This window comes from Paenibacillus sp. sgz302115, from assembly GCF_056120445.1.
This window is the reverse complement of record NZ_JBVYOK010000001.1, coordinates 1,117,748-1,134,188: the sequence shown is the minus strand read 5'-3', so window position 1 is coordinate 1,134,188 and position 16,441 is coordinate 1,117,748. Positions and strand designations below refer to the sequence as shown.

21 protein-coding genes and 1 tRNA gene are annotated in these 16,441 nt (G+C 51.4%); 19 read left to right on the top strand and 3 right to left on the bottom strand.

Features of this window, described 5'->3' with window-relative positions; translation table 11 throughout:
• The first annotated feature begins 5 nt into the window (after positions 1 to 5).
• The 6 genes from ffh to AC0LWN_RS05155 all read left to right on the top strand — a co-directional run bounded on the left by ffh (position 6) and on the right by AC0LWN_RS05155 (position 3,997).
• Positions 6 to 1,391 (top strand): signal recognition particle protein, encoded by a 1,386-nt coding sequence (gene ffh, locus AC0LWN_RS05180; RefSeq protein ID WP_458962668.1) that lies wholly within the window; start codon positions 6 to 8, stop codon positions 1,389 to 1,391.
• A gap of 349 nt (positions 1,392 to 1,740) precedes the next feature.
• Positions 1,741 to 2,013 (top strand): 30S ribosomal protein S16, encoded by a 273-nt coding sequence (gene rpsP, locus AC0LWN_RS05175; protein ID WP_474663477.1) that lies wholly within the window; start codon positions 1,741 to 1,743, stop codon positions 2,011 to 2,013.
• A 22-nt stretch (positions 2,014 to 2,035) separates the two neighbouring features.
• The gene (locus AC0LWN_RS05170) at positions 2,036 to 2,266 is read left to right on the top strand and encodes a KH domain-containing protein (protein WP_019910364.1); all 231 of its coding nucleotides are present in this window, start codon (positions 2,036 to 2,038) and stop codon (positions 2,264 to 2,266) included.
• 111 nt (positions 2,267 to 2,377) lie between these two features.
• Positions 2,378 to 2,902: a ribosome maturation factor RimM gene (gene rimM, locus AC0LWN_RS05165; protein ID WP_474663476.1), complete on the top strand. Its 525-nt coding sequence runs from the start codon at positions 2,378 to 2,380 to the stop codon at positions 2,900 to 2,902.
• Positions 2,902 to 3,648 (top strand): tRNA (guanosine(37)-N1)-methyltransferase TrmD, encoded by a 747-nt coding sequence (trmD, locus tag AC0LWN_RS05160; protein ID WP_474663595.1) that lies wholly within the window; start codon positions 2,902 to 2,904, stop codon positions 3,646 to 3,648. The genes rimM and trmD overlap by 1 nt, the downstream gene beginning before the upstream one ends.
• Positions 3,649 to 3,874: 226 nt before the next feature.
• Positions 3,875 to 3,997 carry a hypothetical protein gene (locus AC0LWN_RS05155; RefSeq protein ID WP_474663475.1) on the top strand — a complete coding sequence of 41 codons (123 nt, stop codon included), beginning with the start codon at positions 3,875 to 3,877 and terminating at the stop codon, positions 3,995 to 3,997.
• 321 nt (positions 3,998 to 4,318) lie between these two features.
• On the opposite strand, the gene AC0LWN_RS05150 is transcribed toward AC0LWN_RS05155, so the two are convergent.
• Positions 4,319 to 4,600 (bottom strand): AraC family transcriptional regulator, encoded by a 282-nt coding sequence (locus tag AC0LWN_RS05150; protein ID WP_474663474.1) that lies wholly within the window; start codon positions 4,598 to 4,600, stop codon positions 4,319 to 4,321.
• 169 nt (positions 4,601 to 4,769) lie between these two features.
• Between AC0LWN_RS05150 and AC0LWN_RS05145 the strand changes: the two genes are divergently transcribed.
• Positions 4,770 to 4,843: transfer RNA gene (locus tag AC0LWN_RS05145), tRNA-Pro, on the top strand.
• Positions 4,844 to 4,988: 145 nt separating this feature from the next.
• Here AC0LWN_RS05145 and AC0LWN_RS05140 read toward each other — a convergent pair.
• A complete protein-coding gene (locus tag AC0LWN_RS05140; protein WP_474663473.1) occupies positions 4,989 to 5,177 on the bottom strand; it encodes a hypothetical protein in 189 nt (62 codons plus the stop codon).
• A gap of 230 nt (positions 5,178 to 5,407) precedes the next feature.
• On the opposite strand from AC0LWN_RS05140, the gene AC0LWN_RS05135 reads away from it, so the two are divergent.
• Positions 5,408 to 5,659, top strand: a complete 252-nt coding sequence (locus tag AC0LWN_RS05135) for an LSm family protein (RefSeq protein ID WP_474663472.1) — start codon at positions 5,408 to 5,410, stop codon at positions 5,657 to 5,659.
• Positions 5,660 to 5,743: 84 nt separating this feature from the next.
• Here the strand turns inward: AC0LWN_RS05135 and AC0LWN_RS05130 are convergent, their stop codons facing one another.
• Positions 5,744 to 6,694, bottom strand: a complete 951-nt coding sequence (locus tag AC0LWN_RS05130) for a hypothetical protein (RefSeq protein ID WP_474663471.1) — start codon at positions 6,692 to 6,694, stop codon at positions 5,744 to 5,746.
• Between the two features lie 238 nt (positions 6,695 to 6,932).
• Between AC0LWN_RS05130 and AC0LWN_RS05125 the strand changes: the two genes are divergently transcribed.
• The 11 genes from AC0LWN_RS05125 (at position 6,933) to AC0LWN_RS05075 (ending at position 16,366) form a co-directional block, all read left to right on the top strand.
• Positions 6,933 to 7,220 (top strand): hypothetical protein, encoded by a 288-nt coding sequence (locus tag AC0LWN_RS05125; protein ID WP_474663470.1) that lies wholly within the window; start codon positions 6,933 to 6,935, stop codon positions 7,218 to 7,220.
• A gap of 148 nt (positions 7,221 to 7,368) precedes the next feature.
• Positions 7,369 to 7,713 carry a 50S ribosomal protein L19 gene (gene rplS, locus AC0LWN_RS05120; RefSeq protein ID WP_458962662.1) on the top strand — a complete coding sequence of 115 codons (345 nt, stop codon included), beginning with the start codon at positions 7,369 to 7,371 and terminating at the stop codon, positions 7,711 to 7,713.
• A 196-nt stretch (positions 7,714 to 7,909) separates the two neighbouring features.
• Positions 7,910 to 8,530, top strand: coding sequence for a signal peptidase I (gene lepB, locus AC0LWN_RS05115; RefSeq protein WP_474663469.1), 621 nt, complete (start codon positions 7,910 to 7,912; stop codon positions 8,528 to 8,530).
• 29 nt (positions 8,531 to 8,559) lie between these two features.
• Positions 8,560 to 9,420, top strand: coding sequence for a ribosome biogenesis GTPase YlqF (gene ylqF, locus AC0LWN_RS05110; protein ID WP_474663468.1), 861 nt, complete (start codon positions 8,560 to 8,562; stop codon positions 9,418 to 9,420).
• A gap of 299 nt (positions 9,421 to 9,719) precedes the next feature.
• Positions 9,720 to 10,331, top strand: a complete 612-nt coding sequence (gene rnhB / locus AC0LWN_RS05105) for a ribonuclease HII (protein ID WP_474663594.1) — start codon at positions 9,720 to 9,722, stop codon at positions 10,329 to 10,331.
• A gap of 90 nt (positions 10,332 to 10,421) precedes the next feature.
• The gene (locus tag AC0LWN_RS05100) at positions 10,422 to 12,635 is read left to right on the top strand and encodes a DNA ligase (RefSeq protein WP_474663467.1); all 2,214 of its coding nucleotides are present in this window, start codon (positions 10,422 to 10,424) and stop codon (positions 12,633 to 12,635) included.
• Positions 12,632 to 12,934: an EscU/YscU/HrcU family type III secretion system export apparatus switch protein gene (locus AC0LWN_RS05095; protein WP_474663466.1), complete on the top strand. Its 303-nt coding sequence runs from the start codon at positions 12,632 to 12,634 to the stop codon at positions 12,932 to 12,934. Before AC0LWN_RS05100 ends, AC0LWN_RS05095 begins: the two co-directional genes overlap by 4 nt.
• Complete coding sequence (locus AC0LWN_RS05090; protein ID WP_474663465.1) at positions 12,931 to 13,317, top strand: YraN family protein; 387 nt, start codon at positions 12,931 to 12,933, stop codon at positions 13,315 to 13,317. The genes AC0LWN_RS05095 and AC0LWN_RS05090 overlap by 4 nt, the downstream gene beginning before the upstream one ends.
• A gap of 65 nt (positions 13,318 to 13,382) precedes the next feature.
• Positions 13,383 to 13,790: a hypothetical protein gene (locus tag AC0LWN_RS05085; RefSeq protein WP_474663464.1), complete on the top strand. Its 408-nt coding sequence runs from the start codon at positions 13,383 to 13,385 to the stop codon at positions 13,788 to 13,790.
• Between the two features lie 76 nt (positions 13,791 to 13,866).
• On the top strand, positions 13,867 to 14,376 hold the full coding sequence (locus AC0LWN_RS05080; protein WP_474663463.1) for a phosphoesterase: 510 nt from the start codon (positions 13,867 to 13,869) through the stop codon (positions 14,374 to 14,376).
• Positions 14,377 to 14,581: 205 nt separating this feature from the next.
• On the top strand, positions 14,582 to 16,366 hold the full coding sequence (locus tag AC0LWN_RS05075; protein WP_474663462.1) for a YifB family Mg chelatase-like AAA ATPase: 1,785 nt from the start codon (positions 14,582 to 14,584) through the stop codon (positions 16,364 to 16,366).
• Positions 16,367 to 16,441 lie beyond the last annotated feature (75 nt).

The following is a 16,441-nucleotide window of genomic DNA, read 5'->3' as shown; positions in this document are numbered from 1 at the left end:
TGCATATGGCGTTTGAAGGTTTAACCGGAAGATTGCAGAATGTGTTCAGCAAGCTGCGTGGCAAAGGGAAAGTATCTGAAGATGATGTAAATGAAGCCATGCGCGAAGTGCGGCTGGCCCTTCTGGAAGCCGATGTTAACTTCAAAGTAGTCAAGGACTTCGTGTCCAAGGTGAAGGAGAAATCCATTGGCAAGGAAGTAATGGACAGTTTTACTCCCGGCATGGTAATCATCGACATCGTTAACAAAGAACTGACCGAGCTGATGGGCGGAAGCCAGGCGAAGCTGGCCAAGTCGAACAAGCCGCCGACCGTGATCATGATGGCCGGTCTGCAAGGGGCCGGTAAGACAACCACTTCAGGGAAGCTTGCGAAGCTGCTGCAAAAAGGAAATCACCGCCCGCTGCTCGTAGCGGCCGATATTTACCGTCCGGCTGCGATCAAGCAGCTGCAAATACTGGGCGAACAGATCAAGGTTCCTGTCTTTGCACTGGGTGATCAGACGAGTCCGGTGGAAATCGCCAGACAAGCTCTGCAGCATGCGAAGGACAACAGCCTGGATTATGTGATTATTGATACCGCAGGCCGCCTGCATATTGATGAAGAGCTGATGGAAGAGCTGAAACAGATCCATACCGTTGTAAATCCAGACGAAGTGCTGCTTGTTGTGGATGCAATGACCGGTCAGGATGCCGTCAACGTCGCCGACAGCTTCAACAAGCAGCTTGAGCTTACCGGCGTAGTGCTGACTAAGCTTGACGGCGACACTCGCGGTGGTGCCGCGTTGTCTGTCAAGGCTGTAACCGGCTGCCCAATCAAATTCGCCGCACTGGGCGAGAAGATTGATGCACTGGAGCCTTTCCATCCGGAGCGTATGGCTTCCCGGATTCTCGGAATGGGCGACATGCTGTCACTGATTGAGAAAGCTCAGGCCAATATTGATACGGAAAAAGCCAAGGAAATGGAACGTAAGATGCGCAACGCAGAATTTACGTTCGATGATTTCCTGGAGCAGATGGATCAGGTGAAAAAGCTTGGCCCGATCGACCAGATCCTCGACATGCTGCCTGGCATGAACAAAGCCAAGGGCATGAAGGACCTCAAGGTCGATGACAAGCAGATGGGCCGCGTCGAAGCCATTGTTCATTCCATGACAAAGGAAGAGAAGGCTCAGCCCGAGATCATCAACCACAACCGCCGCAAGCGCATCGCCGCCGGCAGCGGAACCAACGTAGCCGAGGTCAACCGCCTCATCAAGCAGTTCGATGAAATGCGCAAGATGATGAAGCAGTTCTCCGGCATGATGGGCGGCGGAGGCAAGGGCGGCAAGAAAAACGCCATGAAGCAGCTCAAAGGCCTTGCCGGCAAAGGAATGAAGTTCCCATTCCGCTGATGTCTTGGTCTCAAGGGTTTGCTTCTATCTTCCCCATAGATCAGACATAGTACAACATCAGATGATCAAAAGGGTTTTGATCTTAATCTTTTGACTTTGACTTTAATCTTTTGATCTTAGTCTTTAAATCTTTACCCCGTCTCTAGGTCACGCCGCAGTTAAGCGTGTCCCGCAGGGACGGCAAGCGCTCCTACTCCCAACTCCTCCAAGTCCAGGCAGTCTGAACACTTACGCTAATTGCACTTAGACGGGTGTCCAGAGGGCAGAGCCCTTGGGGCCCTCCCTTGGCTAAGGGAGGGTTTGGGAGGGATCGAAACAGTTCGAAACTATTTTAAGGAGGTGAAATTTCGTGGCAGTACGTATTCGTCTGAAAAGAATGGGTGCACATAAAGCTCCTTTCTATCGTGTAGTGGTTTCCGATTCCCGGTCCCCTCGTGACGGTCGTTTTATCGAGGAAATCGGTTATTATAATCCGATTGAAGTGCCGGCAGTAGTTAAGATTGATGAGGAAAAAGCTCTTAAATGGCTTCAAACAGGTGCGCAAGCATCTGACACCGTGCGCAATCTGCTTTCCAAAGCAGGCGTGTTGAAGAAGTTCCATGAGCTGAAGCAACAGAAATAATGACTGATTGCGAGGGTCCTCTATGGAAGAATTAGTTGGAGTTATTGCTAAGGCTTTAGTGGATCACCCAGAGGATGTGACCGTACGGACCGTGGAGAAGGATCACCTGATTGTATATGAGCTTTCCGTACATCCAGATGATGTTGGCAAGGTTATCGGCAAGCAGGGGCGGATCGCCAAAGCGCTTCGTACCGTAGTTACATCTGCAGCAGTCAAGAGCGATAAACGCGTTACCGTGGATATTTTATCTTAAAGAATGCGTTCAATGAGGGGCTAGGGATAGTATATCCCGGCTCCTTTTTGTTCAAATATATAGCTAAGGAAGCTGTTCATTACACGCAGGGCAGGTAAAGGAGAGGGTTAAATGACGGAAGAGCTGAACGTAGGCAAGCTGGTGAACACACACGGAATCCGCGGAGAGATCAAAATATTGTCCTCAACCGATTTCCCGGAGGTCCGTTTTGCACCTGGCAAAAAGCTGCTCGTGGTTCCCGCTGACGGAAGCCCGAAATTTGAGGTTACCGTGGAGTCCGCCCGGGAGCACAAAGGCGTATATATCGTCAAGCTGAAGGGATACACCAATATTAATCAGATCGAGAAATATAAAGGAAGCATGCTCAAGGTTCCAAGTGATGATCTCGTAGAGCTGCCGGAGAATGAATATTACTTCCACCAGATTGTCGGCTGTGAGGTATACACCGATGAGAATGCCAGCCAGCCGCTCGGCACGATCAAGGAGATTCTGCAGCCCGGTGCCAACGATGTCTGGGTGGTGAAGCCCGCTAAAGGAGCAGATATTCTAATTCCGGTCATCGACGACGTAGTGCTGAATGTGGATATAAAGGCTAAGAAAATCACAGTGCACCTGATGGAAGGACTGCTGCCATGATGCGGATTGATGTGCTGACACTTTTTCCGGAAATGTGCGAGGGCGTGTTCAGTACAAGCATTCTTGGCAAAGCCCGTGAAAAAGGGATCGTCTCTCTGAACGCGGTTAACTTCCGTGACTTCTCAGGGAACAAGCATAATAGTGTGGATGATACGCCTTATGGTGGAGGCGGAGGGATGGTGCTTAAGCCAGACCCGATTTTTGCCGCAGTGGAGCATGTGCTTGACGCATCCGGCAACGTGGAGCCGGTGAAGCCGCGAATCATTCTGATGTGTCCGCAGGGGCAGCCCTATAATCAGCGTATCGCCGAGGAATTAGCCCAGGAGCAGCACCTGATTTTTATCTGTGGGCACTATGAAGGTTATGACGAGCGGATCAGAGAGCATTTGGTCACGGATGAGCTGTCCATCGGGGATTATGTTTTGACCGGCGGAGAGCTGCCTGCTCTTACCGTCATTGATTCTGTGGTGCGGCTGCAGCCCGGGGCGCTGGGCAACGAGACCTCTGCAGTTACCGATTCGTTCAGCACCGGGCTGCTGGAGTATCCCCACTATACACGTCCGGCGGAATTCCGCGGCTGGAAGGTGCCGGATATTCTGCTAAGCGGCCATCATGCCAATATTGAGGTGTGGCGGCGTGAACAAGCGCTGCAGCGAACCTTGGAACGTCGGCCGGATTTGCTGGACACCGCTGATCTGTCAGACAAGGATAAAGCAATACTTGCACGTCTGAAGCAGGAGAAGTAAGAAAGCTAATTCGCGGAAATTTACCATTAGATGGAATTTATTGCGTCTCTTTAACGTATACTACGTTGAGGAGGCGCTTTTTGCTGTGTACTGAAAAATCTGTGCGCTAAAAAAATACGAGCAAGTGTGCGTAACCATCCTGTATTTAGGGTAAATAGAGAGGGAGAGGAAATTATTCTGCAGCAATAGCCGCAAGCTTCTCTACTATTGAAAGGAATGAACATTAGTGACTACGAAGCCGCACGAAGAACTCAAGCCAGACGTGGACACTGTCCACAAGGAAGCGGAGCCGCTCCGCACCGTAAGTGATATTATTGATTTTTATAAGAACCGGAAATCATATGACTAAGTGTGAACATGAAAAAAGACCGTCCGAAGACGGTCTCTCTACCCGAGGCGCTAATTGAAACTTTGATCCGTATCCCGCGCCACCAAGGCCGGTTGTTCAGCCGTTGGTCCGGGTAAGGGATACGTTCAACATGTCATGCTTGATGTGAACGCACCTCCTTTCCTTGTGCCAAGAGTATAGCACAGCCTATACGAAAAAACCATACTATTTTAAAGCATAGGAAATGGGAATTTCTGAGCCTGGGTCAATAGCTTCGCTCTTCAAACTTCAGATTCTGCGGCTTCATTGGAAGGTCGGTATCGGTGACCGGAATGTCCATTCCTACTTCTTCAAAGGTGCAGTCATCCAGCCAAGCCTTTCCGGCTCCCGAGAGAATAATGCCGATGTTAAGACTGTTTGCCTCTGGCGGGATATCCAGCACACAGGCGTAATAATTCCAGTCAGTCGTTGCGAGCGGATAAATTCAGCCACGCTTTTACCGACATATTTCTGAAAGATGCGGTGAAAATGAAATTTGGAGAATCCAGCCTCTTGCGCAATCCTGTCAAGGTTCAGCTCTTCATCCAAATGATGCTCAATAAATTCAATGCTATCGTGAACCATTTTGTAATACAGCCTGGTCACCTCCTGTGCCCTGAAATTAGCATACCTTACCAGTGCAATTGAGTTTTGATAATTCTTGCTATCCAATTTTTACTTGAATCTAATACTAATCTGCGGTATATATAAAATGTAGGTAAAATATCACCTTGGCTTCTACTGTACATAATTGCGGGGTATAGCGCAGCCTGGTAGCGCGCACCCTTGGGGTGGGTGAGGTCGCAGGTTCAAATCCTGTTACTCCGATTTAAAAAGGACATTTTTACAAAGGAACCACGTTCGGCTGGGCAGTGCCCCGGAGAAAGTGGTTCTTTTTTGTCGCACAAAAAAACACTTCTAAGCGGTGCTGTCCGCTAGAAGTGCTTTTGATGGAGAATCCATTTAGCTGGCTCTAGGCTCTGCCCCGGCGGTCGCGGATCAGCATCACGATTCCTGAACCAAGCGCGTACAGGGAAACAACCGCAAGCAATACAACTGCCCATGTGTAGTTGCGCACCGTATAGGTGAGCGAGGCGAGAATGATAAACCAGGCGATGCGTAGCACCCCTTCATTAATAAATCTTCTGCCTGCTGTACTCATGATTCCTGCCTCCTTAAATTATATTGAAATACAAAGCACATCGTAAGCGCTTTTAATTGTGTCTGTTATATTAATAATAACTCCTTTTTATCGAAAATGATACACAATGTTCACAAGTTCTTTGTTTCACAGGTGTTTTTGTCATAGTTATTTATTTTAGTGGCTTTCGCCGTTGCCGGCTTATCCCCTTCCGCATAAAATACAGCAATTCGAATAAGGAGGGTTCGCTGGTGGAAGCTTATTATAATTGTCTGAAATGCAAAAATAAAAGAGTGCGCATCCTGACAAATGATGGCAAGCGTCATGAAGGGGTTATTGTAGATGTGGACAGAAACAATGTTTATTTGAGAACGAAGGGCAACGGCAGAGTAACAACCTCGGGATATAATCCTTATGGCAATTATTATGGCGGATTTTACGGCTATGGCAGTGAAATTTTGACATTGAGTTTATTCACCCTGCTGGCAATAGCGCTTATTTAAGGTTAAAGGCATAAAAAGCGGACCATCCTCGGCGTTTGGGATGGCCCGCTTTTTATTATGTAGAGTTTTGTATGCTGTATACGGCTAATTCTGTACGGCAATGGAACCAATTTGTGTAGAGAGTGAGAGCAGGGGGCCGCCTCCGTTAAACTCCTTTTTTCCTTTTGAGGTGCCTGTAATTTGTCCAAGCTCGCTTGATGCTTCCACGGTGCATTTCAGATTGCTGGCGATAGAGGCGGTGATTTTACCTATTTCGCTCTTGACGTTAAGGCTGCTGCCGGCCTCCATTCCGTTGATATCCAGTCTGATGCTTCCGGTGTCGGACTTTATTGCAGATTTGCCGCTGACTTGGGCATTCTCCAGATGAATTGATCCGACATTGCTTGTGATATGGAAGGTACCCTCCAGGTCTTGCAGCCCGATCGCTCCAATATTATTGTTGATCTGATATTCAGTGATATTGGCCGGAACTCCGATTTCATAGTCGATGCTAATGTCTGAGGAGCCGAATTTTTTCTGCGCCCAAGTCCAGAGATCCTTTTGGGGATTATCTTTTGCGTGTGTGGAGACGATCAGCTTGTCACCGCTGGCTTCGATGGATACCTCGGCATTATCCAGAATTTTAAGGCTAGTCTCATGGGCTGAAATATTATGCGTGGCAACCGTTGCTTTTACAGTGAGGGAATCATCCTTGGTGGACGTCACCTGCACTTCTCCGATTTCGTTGTCAAGACTGAGCACTGAGGCTGATCCGGATTTCAGTGAGGCTGTAAGCTCTTTGCTGATGCTCTTCGAATTTATCTCCTGGGTCACTTTAACTGCAGTATTCTGAACGGCCTGCTCTACATTTGCAGTGATCTGGCCAAGCTCCTGCTTCGCTGTCTCCACTATCTCTTCATGGCTTTTTCCGGACAAGCGCTGTTCAAGCTGAGCGTCAGCCGCTTCCTTGCCCGGCAGCTCCCGGCAGCCTGCCAAGAGAGCAATAGAGACAACGGCAATCGCCGCGATAATAGCGGTATTATGATTTCTTTTCAATTTACAGACCCTCCCAAAGGTAATCTTCCTGCTTATGTATAATCAATATTATATATTATGGAAAAAATTGAAGAACAGGCCGCAGACGGGTTGCTGTACTGGACTAAAGTCCAGGGGAGATACCCGGCTACATTTTAATGAAGGGGTATGCTAAAATAACAGTAGAATTTACATTTTAACGGAACGCGTTTCGGGTTGAAACACGCTTGGACTAAAAAGCAGGGGAGCGGATGAGCAAATGACATATACAGCAGTTCTAGCTGTGTTGTTGGTTGGTGCGGTTCTATATTTTGTATCCCGCAGCCGGAAGAGCAAGCCCTCAGGCCCCAAGGCGGGACCCACCAGCAATGTGATCTCTATGGATAGGCACCGGAAAGCCAAACAAAGCTCTACAGATCAGCTATGTTCTTCGTGTAAAAAGAAAAACGGCAAGCTGATCTTTTATGCGCAGGATAATGGAACTGTCGTGGGACTCTGTAAGGATTGCCAGAGCAAGGCGAAGAAACGGGATATGCTGCCGCTGTAGCTCCTAAGAAATAAGTTGTCTTTATTATTCAGTTGTGATATTATTATTTCTGTTGCGTGGAATACGGTGGTCCGCTGCGGATGATGAGGGAGAGCGAGGGTCTCTCCGGAAGAGGCAAGAACACCTGTACGGAAGGAGGAAGTCCTGAATGAATATCCTACAAGCGATTACGCAAGAGCAGCTTCGTAAAGACATCCCGAGTTTTCGCCCGGGTGACACTTTGAAGGTGCACGTAAAAGTTATCGAAGGAACTCGTGAACGGATCCAGTTGTTCGAAGGCGTTGTAGTTAAACGCCGCGGCGGTGGAATCAGTGAGACTTTTACAGTTCGTAAAATCTCTTACGGTGTTGGTGTGGAAAGAACTTTCCCAATCAACTCGCCTAAGATCGAGAAAATTGAAGTGGCTCGCCGTGGTAAAGTGCGTCGTGCTAAGCTTTATTATCTTCGTGACCTGCGCGGTAAAGCTGCAAGAATTAAAGAAATCCGTCGCTAGAATAGCGGCAAAGGAGAGGGGCTTGAGTTCAAGCCCCTTTCGTTTATCCTTGAGGAATACAATGGACCTGAAATATATACGCCTTAGGATCAGCTTCTCCGAAAAGGCCTCCTGACGGAGTATTCGTGGAGGAGTTTTTGGCAGGAGCTTTTTTGTTGTATAGTGAGAGTAGCATATATAGAGAGGACGGTGAGCCATGCAGCAGGATTTGCAGCAGGGACAAGATGAGGTTGCCCAGCCTGATGGCAAGAATCCCCGTAAGCCCAAAAATGAAGTATTGGAATGGATCAAGGCTATTGCCATCGCGTTAGTTCTGGTGGTATTGATACGCTGGCTTTTGTTCAAACCGTTTATTGTTGACGGACCGTCGATGAAGCCGAACTTTCATACCGGTGAACGGGTGATTGTGAATGAAATATTGTATGACATCCGCTCTCCTAAGCGCGGTGAGGTCATTGTGTTCCATGTACCTTCAGAGGGCAGAGACTTCATTAAGCGTGTAATCGGTGTGGCTGGAGATACGGTTAAGGTTGAAGGGGATGTCGTTACGGTTAACGGCGAGCCGGTGAACGAGACTTATATTCAAGGTGCGATTGATGCGGCGCATAAGAATAATGCACTCTACAACGATAAGAATTTCCCTAATGAACAATTCACCGACGGCAAAGTGCCGGAAGGACATGTGTTTGTTATGGGGGATAACCGTTCGGACAGTACAGACAGCCGGATGATTGGCTATGTGTCGCTGAAGGAAATTGTCGGCCGTGCAGACCTGATCTTCTGGCCAGTCAAAGATATTTCGGTAATTAACCATTAAGTTGACGGAAGTCAAAGGAGGTGACGGCGATGACCATTCAATGGTTTCCTGGTCATATGACAAAGGCTAGGCGGCAAATCGAGGATAAGCTGAAGCTGATTGATGTTGCGATAGAACTGCTCGATTCCCGTCTGCCGTTTTCCAGCCGCAATCCGATGATTGACGATATTCTGCGGGACAAGCCAAGGCTGATTATTCTTAACAAAGCAGACCTGGCTGATCCCGAGGCGACCCGGAAGTGGCTGGCGTATTTCAAAGCGGAAGGGCATGTTGCCCATCCTGTTGATGCGGCTACCGGTACGGGCATCAAGGAAATTCCTGAGCAGGTCAAGCTGCTGCTGAAGGACAAGATCGACCGGCAAATTGCCAAGGGAATCAATCCGCGGGCCAGCCGGGCGCTGATCGTCGGGATTCCCAATGTGGGCAAATCCACGCTTATCAACCGGATGGCCGGTAAAAATATCGCCGCCACCGGCGACCGCCCGGGTGTCACCAAGGGTCAGCAATGGATCAAAACGGGCGGTAATCTGGAGCTGTTGGATACTCCGGGAATTCTGTGGCCGAAATTCGAGGATCAGGAGGTAGGTTACCGCCTGGCAGTAACCGGAGCGATTAAAGAGGAGATCCTGAACGTTGAGGACATCGCTTTTTTCGCAGTCAAGTATCTGGTCAAGGATTACGGCGCGAGCTTTCAGGAGCGATTCGGAATCGGGAAGCTTCCCGAGGATCTGGAGAACCCGGACGAGATCGTTGCGGTAATGGAAGAGGTAGGCCGCAAGCGGGGCTGTCTTATCAGCGGTGGCCGGGTGGATCTGGAGAAGGCTTCCCGCCTCCTGCTGCATGATCTGCGGGCGGGCAAGCTTGGCCGCTTCACGCTGGAAACGCCTTAATCGTCAAATCGAACGCAGAAGAGCCATCCAATGGTATTGGGTGGCTTTTTGCGTTGAGGTTTTGTGAGACAACGTGGAAACATCAGGCAGCATTTTGAGGGAGTATAAGCACCCAGAGTAAACTATGTAAGTTGAATACATAAAACGGGGCAAAGTTCAACTTAAATGGATCAACGGCTGTTGCTAAATATTATGAGCAAAAAGAGGGATGACCCCACGGCTATTATTGTGATAAGCTGGCTTGTACAGGATACTGGGAAATTTGAATTGGCGGTGGAGAAATAGTGAGTGCTACGGATATGTTGTACTATGAAAAAGCTGGGTGGGAGCAGGATTACCGCCGCATTGCCGGCGTTGACGAGGTGGGCAGAGGCTGTCTGTTCGGCGATGTTGTCGCAGCGGCAGTTATTTTGCCGGAAGGCCTGATTATAGAGGGTGTGGATGATTCTAAGAAGCTGACGGCGAAGAAGCGGGATGCTCTGTTCGAGATCATTATGGAGCAGGCGCTGGCCGTTGGTGTCGGTCATGTGGATTCGGCCGTTATAGATGAAATTAATATTAAGCAGGCTTCACGTCTGGCGATGAGAAAAGCGGTGGAGGGCCTGGCCCACACTCCGGATTACATGCTGATTGATGCCGAGAAAGTGGATCTTCCGCTGCCGCAGCGTGCGATCATCAAAGGTGATGCGAACAGCCAGTCCATCGCCGCGGCGTCGATTGTAGCCAAGGTGACGCGTGACCGTCTATGTGAAGGTTTATGGGAGGAATTATACCCCGACTACGGCATTAAAATACATAAAGGGTATGCCACCAAGCTTCACCGTGAACAAATACTCGCTCTGGGACCGACCCCTATGCATCGCCGCAGCTTCATAGGCAAAATTCTGGCGGACCAAATGACTTTGTTCTAGGTTGTTATCTGCGGAGCGGAAGGATTCTTATAAAAAGGTCAAAATTGCCGATATAAATGGAAAGGGAAACTGGAAGGGAGGGGAAACGGGATGAATATCGGATCAGTTATACGCGGATTGCTTGGCGACACTAAAGCGGGAGAAGCCAAGACAGTAGAGCTGAAGGAAGGCCAGGTTGTCCGTGGTGTAGTGCTGAGCGTATCCGATTCCGGTAAAGAGGCTGTGGTGCAAATACAGGGCACTCCGGTCCGGGCGGAGCTCGAAACACCGCTGCAGCCGGGACAAACATTGAATCTGCAGGTTGCGCCGCCAGGAGAAGGCGGCTTGCCTGTGTTGAAGCCGGTCTCCCTTGGCGAGGCGGCGCTGGCTTCCCCGCAGAGCATGGGAGAAGCATTGGAATCACTGGGGCTAACAGATTCCAAAGCGGGCCGGGAAATAATTCAAGCTATGGTATCCGGTGGAGTAGCCTTGACAAAAGAAACGGCGGCAAAGCTGGATGCAATAATAAATGCCAAACCGGCAAACGTACCGGTGTCGGAATGGCTGGAGGCGGCGGTGATTTCGGTAAAACGAGGGCTGCCGGTTACAGCTGAAAGTGTGAAGGGGCTACAGCAGGCCGTGTTCGGGCCAAAGCTTCATCAGCTATTGGCTGCTCTGGAGACGGAAATCGGTCTATGGATGCAGCAGGAGCAGGAAGCCGGCGGCAAAGGAAGCTCTAATGCGGCTGGCGCGGGAAAGCCTGCTGCTGTTATATCTGGTACATCCGCTCCGGGTCCTGCTGCTCCTCTGGCGGGAGGGAATGTGGCTCCTGAGGCTGCGGCGCAGGTTGCCGATGCTGCTGATACGGCGGAAGGTACCGCAGCAGGCCAGGCTCGTACAGTTCCGGATGAGTCACAAGCTGCCAAAGCTGCTGCTCCATCGCCCGGGACACAAGCGGCTGCTGCCGGGAAGACCGAAAATGCTGCCGGTAATCCGGCTGCATCGCTTGCCGGCAATTTGGTTGCTGATGAGGATCAGCCTCCGGCTGCTGCTTCCTTGGGGAAAGGCGGAACGGCTGCTGCCCAGCAAGTGGAGGGCGGCGAAACTATAGAAAACGGTGCTTCGCCTAGAGCGGCAAATGGTGAACCTAGTGCAGCCTCAAGGCCTGCTGCATCTGCAGGTGCGGCTGCTGCGGGCAGTTCTGCTGCTGCTTCTAATGCTTTTGCTGCGGTTGCAGAAGAGGTTGTAGGGCGTTCCGGGGCGGAGCCGGAACGCGCAGAGCCAGCGGCAGCAACCGCTGCCGCTGGCAAAGGTGCCGCAGCTTCGCCTGCGGCACCGTCCGGGGCCGCCCTGCTAGCGAAGCTGCAGGGCGTGCTCACCGAGCTGCGCGGCACGCTGCCGCAGCTCGCCACGGCCCCGCCCGCTGACGCGGCGGGCGCTGGCCCTGCCCCTGCGGCTGCGCAGCCGCAGGGCACAACTGCCCCGCCATCGGCGGCGGGGCAAGAGCAAGCCCCCGCGACTGCGCAGCCGCGCGGGGACAATCCGTCTGCGGCCGCAGCGCCGCAGACGGGTACCGCCCCTACCCACGAGACGGAGTCGTGGGTGGGGCGGGTGCTGAAGCTGCTCGGTGCGGAGCACGAGCAGCAGGCCGTGCGCGGCGGCGGGAATGCCGCCGCTGAGGCGCGGGGCGCGGCGGTGCCGGCGGCCGCGGCAGGGCGTGAGGCAGCGCTGCCGCAGGCGGCGCTGGCGAGCGTGGGTGGCGGAGGCGATAGCGCCGCCGACACGCTGAAGGGCCTGCTGCTGCAGGTTCTGGGCAGCAGCGAGGCGCCGCCCGCGGTCAAGGAAGCCGCGGGCCAACTGGTGCAGCAGCTCACCGGGCAGCAACTGCTGCTGAATACGGACCGCACAGCGCCGTTTGCGCAGGTTACGATGTTCCTGCCGCTGAAGGGGCCGGATGGACAGGAGACGGCCTCCGTTCATATCCAGTCGCGCCGGGGACGTAAAGGCGAGCTGGATGCGGCGAACTGCCGGCTCTGGTTTGATCTGGACATGAAGCAGCTCGGCCAGACGCTGGTGGATGTTCAGGTCGTTGACAGGATAGTCAGCCTGAAGCTGCACAACGATACACCATGGGTACTGGAGCTGCTGGAAGAGCGGCGTGAGGAGATTAAAACAGCGGTGGAATCTATAGGATATCAGTTGCTTAGCCTGCGGACCGAACCATTACCTGAACCTGCGTCATCAGCGGCTTCCCTTGCCAAAAATGTAGCCAAGCTGGCTGACTATGTGCCGGATTCATACAAAGGAGTAGATTACCGCATATGAGCGAACCCGTTAACGAAGTTACACCAAGTCGCAAAAAAGCGGTGGCGCTTAGATATACTCCCGGCCAGAACGAAGCACCGGTCGTTGTAGCCAAGGGACACGGTGCAATAGCAGATAAAATCCTGCAGACGGCCAAAGAAAACGGAGTGGCTGTCCAGGAAGATGCCGCACTGGTGGAAGTGCTCTCCAAGCTGGATCTTGACCAGCAAATTCCTCCCCAGTTGTATCAGTTAGTGGCGGAGATTCTAAGCTATGTCTACCAGAGTGACCGTTCTGCCGGAGAACGGAGGCAGAAGTGAGTGTATCGCCGGCCGGAGAGCATTATAACCGTAAGCAAAAGGGAGCTGCCGGGGAAACGGCTGCTGTCCAGTATTTGTCTGCCCAAGGCTACAGGATTGTGGACCGTAATTGGCGCTGCCGCAGCGGTGAGCTGGATATTGTTGCTGAATATGGAGAAGCTCTCATCTTTGTTGAAGTCCGCAGCCGTGGCGGCAGCAGTCTGCAGGGAACTCCCGAGGAGTCAGTAGATGAACGAAAAATTCGTCAGGTGCGGTCCACCGCCCAGGTATATTTGCATATGAAAGGCCAATATGAGCGGCGGATTTCATTTGACGTTATCACCGTAATGTTGAATGACGATATGGGCGTTGCTTCGCTCAGTCATATCCGTGAAGCTTTTTAAGGACGGCGCAGCCGTTTCTGCTTGTTAAAGTAATGTTCATAGCCGCCATGAGGAGGGCTGCCTGCGTGATAAATCAGCCATTTGATATACAGGTGAGTTTTACTTGCCAATATTGCGGTAACAAAATTGCAGTGGAGCTGGGCGGAGAGCCTGTATCCGTTGTCTGCTGCAGCAAGTGCAGCAAGACCTTTACCGTCATGCGGCCAGCCATCGCCGATGAAATATTGATTGATTGGAAGAATGAAGCCTTATTTCAAAAAATTCGGGCGGAAAAAACCCAGAGCAGCAATGACAGTCTGCTGTCGCTTTTAATCCGGGTTATTGAGCTGCTGACCTGGCGGGATAAAGGCAACGGACAGGTAGAAGCGATCAAGGAAATGCGGAATTGGCTCATTGAACATGATGAAGTTCCGCCACTTGCTGAATTGATTAATCTGGATGAGAATAACCGGCGTTCCACTAAGCGATACTGAAGCTATTATCTAAGACTCCGAAGCATCCGGCGGAATGGGGCATCGGGGTCTTTTTATCAAGTAAGGGGGGATGGGAATGTCTAACGTTTTTTTTACCTCAGATCATCATTTTGGACATAAGCTGATTATTGATTTTGAATCTCGCCCGTTCAAGAATGTCGAGGAGATGGACCGGGCGATGATCGAACGCTGGAATTCCGTTGTGGGCACGCAGGATACCGTATTTCACTTAGGGGATTTCTCATTTCTGAAGCTGGAAGACACCCGCAGTATTGTGTCCGCGCTGAACGGCTACAAAATACTGATCCTCGGCAATCACGACCGCAGCCGCGGCCGGAGCTGGTGGCTGGAAGCCGGGTTTAATGAGGTTAGTGAATATCCCCTTATTTACAAAGACTTCTTTTTTCTTTCGCATGAACCTATGTATATGAATAAGCATATGCCTTACGTGAATGTGCACGGTCATATCCATGGACAGAAATATGAAGGGAAAAATTACTTCAACCTTTGTGTGGAGCACTGGGACTATACCCCGTTATCCTTTGAGCAGATAAGGGATGCGGTAGTGGTCAGTGAGGAAGGTTAACCGAATTTCCTTTTATTATTGAGTTGCATAAATATGCATGGTTCTGAGGATAATGAGCATTATTGCCTATAGGTATTGATTATATCAAGGTAAGCTCTGTATACTTAAGAGAATAGAATTTTCGGAAAATTGAGGAAGCACCCTTTTTCTTGAACTTATACCGCTCTGTTATGAGCGTATTTCGGGAGAAAAGGTGTTTTTTGTTATGTATGGAAAAATGCACAGCGCGTGCCTGTACGGTATTGACGGTGTAATGATCGGTGTGGAAGTAGATCTGGCCAATGGTCTCCCCCAAACAAATATAATTGGGCTTCCTGACTCTGCAATTCGCGAAGCTGTAGAAAGAGTGCGTGCTGCCGTCAAAAATTGCGGCTACCGTTATCCCCAGCAGCGCGTCACAATCAATCTTGCTCCGGCCGACCTGCGCAAGGAGGGGTCAGCGTTCGATCTGGCGATCGCTCTTGGCATCCTGACGACCAGCGGCCAGCTTGTCATGCCTGAGGCGGAGAACATACTGCTGATTGGGGAGCTGGCACTGGATGGAAGCCTGCACCCGGTTACCGGCGTGCTGTCGATGGTTGAAGCTGCACGGCGGGCGGGTTTGCGGGCGGTTTTGGTGCCTGCAGAGAATGCCGCCGAAGCCTCGCTGATCAGTGGCATGAAGGTGTATGCTGCCGATCATCTGCGGCAGTTGCCACTGCCGATGCAAGAAACAGATAAGATCGTAGCGGTCAGTAAGCAGCGGGGAGGCGAGGAAAGCGATTCACCGGATGGCCAGGACAGAGGGGATATGGGACTGAATGATGTAAAAGCCACCGGCCATCCGGCAATAATCCAATCTGCAGACTCTAATTCGGAACCGGCGTCTTTTTTACAGACGAATCAGCTTCCTTTCCCTGTCTCTGTCAGTACAGGCTCGGCCGCGCCGGAACGTCCTCCGGTCACAGTGCTTACATTGGAACACCTAAGATATGTTCCGTCATATAAGCTTTCGGGTACGGCTGCTGCTGCAGAAAATATGATGACTGAGGATTACAGTGATGTGCTCGGGCAGAATCATGTGAAGCGGGCACTGACAATTGCTGCGGCAGGAATGCACAACATTATTCTGATGGGCCCGCCAGGCACCGGAAAAACGATGCTGATCAAACGTCTGCCGGGCATACTGCCGGAGCTGAGCGATACCGAATCGCTGGAGGTGACCCGGATTTTCAGTGCTGCCGGCAAGCTGAAGGATGCTCATAGCGGGCTGCTGCGCAGCCGTCCTTTTCGGTCCCCGCACCATACCATTTCAGCGGCAGGACTAATCGGAGGCGGGGGAATCCCGAGGCCTGGAGAGGTGAGCTTGGCACATCGCGGCATTCTTTTCCTGGATGAGCTGCCCGAATTCTCCCGCAATGTGCTTGAGGTTCTGCGTCAGCCGCTGGAGGACAGTGTGGTGACAATCAGCCGCGCCCGTGCTGCTTTTACATTCCCGGCCCAATTTTTACTCGCTTGTTCGATGAATCCGTGCAGCTGCGGATTTTTAGGAAGTATGCAGCAAAGATGCACCTGCTCTCCGGCTAAAATCGCACAGTATCGGAGCAAGATCTCTGGTCCTCTGCTGGACCGGATTGACATGCAGGTTGATGTTCCCCGCCCCAAGGAATGGGATGAGCAGGGGGCTTCATTATCTTCGGGAGAGATGCGTTCTGAGGTATTGAAGGTTCAGGCCATTCAGGCGGAACGCTACAAGAATCTGCCGATTTCCTGGAACAGTGAGCTTTCGGGGGCTGCCCTGCGGCGCTACGCCGGGCTTAACAAGGAGAGCAGGCTGCTGCTTAATGACATTCTGGAGAGTCTCGGTCTGAGCATGCGGGCGCATGACCGGATCATCAAGCTTGCCCGCACGATAGCTGACTTGGAAGCAGCGCCTGACATAACTTCCGCCCATCTGGCAGAGGCTGTGCAGTACCGTAATCTGGATCGGCAGGCCGTAGCAGAGGAATAATATACTTATGGAAGCCGCTTCATAATTTTAATCTTTCTCTTAATGCTACAAAAACAAACCGCCCGGAATTTCCGG